We start from the raw sequence: 4563 nt of genomic DNA, 5'->3' as shown, positions 1-4563 counted from the left end.
CGCCGCAAGGCCTCCGGTGTGGAAGTCGCCGAGCAGATGCTGGCCGACATGACAACCGCCGCGCAGTAGGCGCGGCGGCAGAGCAATTCCAGGAAAAGTGTGGAACGGTTTTCCGTCCGGAATTGCTCCAAAGGAAGTAGAGCGGGTCAATCGTTTCCCCGAAACGACGACCCGCTTGGAAATCTCAGGCAACGGAAGCCGTCGGGGAAACCCGGCGGCTTTTTCCTTTTACGACCAATGGAGGAAGGCGGATGAGCGCCAAGACCTGGACGGCTGTCGACAACTATATCGTTTCTTCGCTCCTTGAGGCGGATCCCATCCTGGATGCGGTTCTCGCGGCCAATCGCGATCAAGGTCTGCCGGCGATCGACGTGTCCCCGGCGCAAGGCAAGCTGCTTTCGCTTCTGGCGCGCATTCAGGGCGCAAGCAGGATCCTCGAGATCGGTACGCTGGGCGGCTATTCCACCATATGGATGGCGCGCGGATTGCCCGCCGGCGGCAAGGTGGTCACGCTGGAACTCGATCAACACCATGCCAAGGTCGCTCGCTCCAATTTCGAGCGGGCAGGGGTCTCGGACCAGGTCGAGTTGCGCGTCGGCCCTGCATTGCAGTCGCTCGCCGCGCTGGCGAGCGAAAAGGCCGCCCCGTTCGACCTGATCTTCATCGACGCCGACAAGCCGAACAACCCGAACTACCTCACCTGGGCCATGCGGCTGTCGCGGCCGGGAACGGTAATCGTCTGCGACAACGTCATACGCGACGGCGCCGTCATCAATAAGGATGGCCGCGACGCCAATGTCGAGGGCGCCCGCGCGGCGTTTTCATTCATCGGCGGCGACAAGCGGCTGGATGGTACGGCCATTCAGACCGTCGGCGCCAAGGGCTATGACGGCTTCGCGATTGCGATTGTCGAATGACAGCCGGGTTGCATAGCTGACTGGCGTAGCAAGCTTCCGGTGGCCGGTTCACTCCGACTGGTTCTCGTAACGCAGCAGGTCGCCGGGCTGGCACCCGAGATAGTCGCAGATGCGCTCCAGCGTGTCGAAGCGGATGCCTTTGACCTTTCCCTGTTTGAGTAGCGAAAGGTTGGCCTCGGTGATGCCGATATGCTCGGCAAGGTCTTTCGACTTCACGTTTCGTTCGGCGAGGACGACATTGAGCCTGACCCTTATGGGCATGAGCGGATCCTCAAACGAATTGCCGGTTCTCTTCAGCGATAGCCGCCGCCTCGGTCATCACCCAGGCGATCACCGCGATCGTGCCGGCCGCCAGCAGCGCCAGGATCGTGTCGCTGCCGATGCCGAGCGTCAGCCGATGCTGGCCGGCGGGCGCGTCGAGGCTCAACAGCACCGACAGCGCCGCCGCCGAAAATGGCTTGAGCAGGGCGGATGCAAGGCCAAGGGCGAAGTCGCGCAGACCTCGGGCGGGCTCAAGGCTGAAAAAATCTCCCACGGCAAAAGCTATGAAGCAGCGCCTGGCGGCCAGCAGGGCCATGATCAGGCAAGCAAGCGGCACGACGGAAATGAGAAATGCAGCCGTTCTGCCGCCAAAGCCGAGATCTGTCAGCCAGCCCGCCGGGACCTGTGCGTCGGCGGCGATCGAAGTGGAAGAGGCGCCGAACCAGTAGAACAGCAATGCGACCGTCAGCAGCACGGCCAGAAGGATGCAGCCTCGTGCCAGCATCAGGCTGAAGAACCGGATCCGGTTCAACCTTGCCTGACGGGCGGGTTCAAAGGGCGAGTGCGAAGGGGCGTGGTCGGTCATGGGGCTCATCTCGAAAGAAATTATTGTTTTACAATAATTAATTTATGCATAAGAATGATTCCTGTCAACGCCTACCAACAGGAGACCTCAATGCCTTCATTCAAACCCAGGATCGCGCTCGCCACGATCGCGGCCTTGGTCGCGGCCATGACGCCTTTCGCTGCGGCCGCCCTTCCTTCGACGGCGACAGGCCAGATATCGGTGGGGCAGGTCATAGAGATGATCGACAAGGCTGATGCAAGTCAGACCGCCCGGCAGACCCTGGTCGCCTATATTGCTGGCGTCGGCGAAACCGCCGGCGCAATCGCCGACACCGCCAAGGGATCCCGCGTGATTTCCTGCCGGAAGGCATTCAGCCTGGATACGGCCTCGGTTCGCGCCGCTCTTGAAACCGGCGCGCCTCGCCAAGGGGACTGGGCGCAGACACCGGCGACACCGCTCATCGTCGCCGATATGCTCAAGCGCGCGGGATGCCGGGCCATGAAAGGCTAATTGGCTCGCTTCGTCTTCGCCGCGCGATGGGGATCATCACGCGGCGTTGGGCGCTCAGTCGAAGAAAGCCTCGACCACATTGCGCTTGCCGAGCATGAAGGCGTCGGCGACATGCTGAAGCGGCGCCAGATCGACATCCGACACGCCGGCGCGGACGATTTCGGCGAAGCGGCTGTAAAGCATCGGATATTCGGCTTCCGGCTCGTCATGGACAGTCTCGCCGCCGATTGCGAGCTTTGCCCCACCACCCGAAAGCACCATCTGACCAGCTTCCGTGTCGGCGACGATGTCCCAGCTTTGCGGACCGGTCTGGAGCCAGTCGAGGTCCATCGTGACCGGCAGCCCCGCCGAGGTGCGGAAGGCAACCCGCGCGGCGACGGGGGCGTGACGGTTCTCAGGAAAGTCGAGAACGGCCGAGGTGATGAACATGGCCGGCAGGATATGGGTCGCGATCGACAAGGCGTTGATGCCCGGATCAAAGACGCCGAAGCCGCCCGGCTGCCAGATCCAGTCCTGGTTCGGGTGCCAGCGGCGGACGTCTTCCTTCCATATGATCGCCGCCGAGCGGATTGTCGTCGAGCCGAGGAATCTCCTGGCAGCCTCAACCGCCGGCGCGTAGCGCGAATGCCAGCTTGCGAACAGTGTGACGCGTTGCCTTGCGGCAAACGCCTTGAGCTCCTCGACCTCGCTGACGGTCGCGCCGGGCGGCTTTTCCAGGAAGACATGTTTCTTCGCTTCCAACGCGGCGCGCGCGGCATCATAACGGAACTGCGGCGGCATGCAGAGCGAGACCGCGTCGAGTTCCGGCACCGCGTCAAGCATCGCCTCGATGGTGGGAAAATTCGGGATACCGTCGACCTTGCCGTGCCGGCTGGCGGCAGCGGTGAGGCGATAGTTCCCGTCCTTCGCCAGGGCCGGCAGATGCTGGTCGCGGACAATCTTGCCGACGCCGACGATGCCTATCTTGATGGGCGTGCTGTTCGGGGACATGAAGGCTCCGGAATTGAAATGGTGGATTTTTCTAGGGGCGCCGGGCAAAGCGTGCAAGCCGTCGGGAACGCGTTGCGAATCCCGGATTCAGAGCGGCTCGTCGAACGTGACGATCGACACTTCGCCCTCGAGCGCGCCCTGGTATGCGGACAGATGCGGTTCCTCGTCCGGTTCGCCGTCCATGTCGCCGATCTGGTCGAGTTCGGCTTCCGCATAGCCTTCCGCCGCGAGCGATTCGAGAGCGCGGCGCACCGCCGAATCGTCATCGGGCGCGACCAGCATGACGTGGACGCCTTCCGCCTTGCCGCCTTTCTTCTTCCACACCCGGCCGGTGATGATGGTGACCGGGCGTTCTTCATTGTCGTTCACGGGCTGATTCCTGTTGGTCCGAGGGCAGGCGAGGGGATTTTGACTACCGATCCGGCCTTTTCGCACGAAGCCAGGCCTTGCGACAGCCGCAAGCCGGTCACTTTCTTCCTCGTCCTTGCAAAATGGCGAAAGAAAATTACATGCGGTTTTCGCATGGCTGCCAAGCCCGGGCTTCAATGCAATATTTGGCGTCGCGGGGTTGACGCTTGGCGGGCTTGCGAGTAGAAGCCGCCCAGTCAGAACCGATGTGAGGCTCTCCTTTCCGAAGCGACACGCTTTGGAGTTTGCCTCAAACAGGGTTCGTTTTACGAGCGAAAAGACATTTCCGGCGTGCACGAAGCGGCTTCCGCTTCCTCTGCGATTTGTTCGGGCAAGACCGCGAAGCGCGGTTTGTGGCCCGAATTTGCGTATGGAAATGACGCTTTGAGCGAGCCTTGACCGGCACGAGACACGGAATTGAGAGACAAGAGGGTTTAATGCCTACCGTCAACCAGCTGATCCGCAAGCCGCGCATTGCGCCGGTGAAGCGCAACAAGGTCCCTGCCATGCAGCAGAACCCGCAGAAGCGGGGCGTCTGCACGCGCGTCTACACCACGACGCCGAAGAAGCCGAACTCGGCGCTGCGCAAGGTGGCCAAGATCCGCCTGACCAACGGTTTTGAAGTGATCGGTTACATCCCCGGCGAAGGTCACAACCTTCAGGAGCACTCCGTGGTCATGATCCGCGGCGGCCGCGTCAAGGACCTTCCGGGTGTGCGCTATCACATCATCCGCGGCGTGCTCGACACGCAGGGTGTGAAGAACCGCAAGCAGGCCTCCGGGCTGACCGAGGCCGAAATGGCGACGCTGGCGGGCGAACCCGCGGCGGAGACCGTCGAGGCCGAGGCGTCGGGCGAGGCGGCCGGCGAGTAAGCCGGCGGTCGCCGTGCCCCGTCCGGGAATCCCGGGC

General features: G+C 62.6%; 7 protein-coding genes and 1 pseudogene. 3 read left to right on the top strand and 5 right to left on the bottom strand.

Translation table 11 applies throughout. From position 1 onward, the window contains the following. Nucleotides 1–192 (bottom strand): annotated as a pseudogene (locus J0I79_RS03590) (hypothetical protein); the annotation flags it as partial. Nucleotides 193–251: 59 nt separating this feature from the next. On the opposite strand from J0I79_RS03590, the gene J0I79_RS03585 reads away from it, so the two are divergent. Beyond that, entirely contained in the window at nucleotides 252–917 is a 666-nt protein-coding gene (locus tag J0I79_RS03585) for an O-methyltransferase (RefSeq protein ID WP_292855349.1), read from the top strand. Nucleotides 918–965: 48 nt separating this feature from the next. On the opposite strand, the gene J0I79_RS03580 is transcribed toward J0I79_RS03585, so the two are convergent. Together J0I79_RS03580 and J0I79_RS03575 are read right to left on the bottom strand one after the other, a co-directional pair. Next, nucleotides 966–1178, bottom strand: coding sequence for a helix-turn-helix transcriptional regulator (locus J0I79_RS03580; RefSeq protein WP_292855348.1), 213 nt, complete (start codon nucleotides 1176–1178; stop codon nucleotides 966–968). Between the two features lie 10 nt (nucleotides 1179–1188). After that, on the bottom strand, nucleotides 1189–1764 hold the full coding sequence (locus tag J0I79_RS03575) for a DUF2975 domain-containing protein (protein ID WP_292855347.1): 576 nt from the start codon (nucleotides 1762–1764) through the stop codon (nucleotides 1189–1191). A gap of 90 nt (nucleotides 1765–1854) precedes the next feature. Between J0I79_RS03575 and J0I79_RS03570 the strand changes: the two genes are divergently transcribed. Beyond that, on the top strand, nucleotides 1855–2256 hold the full coding sequence (locus tag J0I79_RS03570) for a chlorophyllide reductase (RefSeq protein ID WP_292855346.1): 402 nt from the start codon (nucleotides 1855–1857) through the stop codon (nucleotides 2254–2256). A 54-nt stretch (nucleotides 2257–2310) separates the two neighbouring features. On the opposite strand, the gene J0I79_RS03565 is transcribed toward J0I79_RS03570, so the two are convergent. After that, complete coding sequence (locus J0I79_RS03565; protein ID WP_292855345.1) at nucleotides 2311–3246, bottom strand: Gfo/Idh/MocA family oxidoreductase; 936 nt, start codon at nucleotides 3244–3246, stop codon at nucleotides 2311–2313. 87 nt (nucleotides 3247–3333) lie between these two features. After that, nucleotides 3334–3615, bottom strand: coding sequence for a transcriptional regulator (locus tag J0I79_RS03560; protein WP_137935239.1), 282 nt, complete (start codon nucleotides 3613–3615; stop codon nucleotides 3334–3336). Between the two features lie 476 nt (nucleotides 3616–4091). Here J0I79_RS03560 and rpsL point away from each other — a divergent pair, with 476 nt between their 5' ends. Further along, nucleotides 4092–4526, top strand: coding sequence for a 30S ribosomal protein S12 (gene rpsL / locus J0I79_RS03555; RefSeq protein ID WP_292855344.1), 435 nt, complete (start codon nucleotides 4092–4094; stop codon nucleotides 4524–4526). Nucleotides 4527–4563 lie beyond the last annotated feature (37 nt).

The organism is Mesorhizobium sp. (assembly GCF_017306585.1).
Taxonomy (GTDB): domain Bacteria; phylum Pseudomonadota; class Alphaproteobacteria; order Rhizobiales; family Rhizobiaceae; genus Mesorhizobium.
Note: the sequence above shows the minus strand (reverse complement) of the source record. Positions and strands in the feature narration are given on the sequence as shown.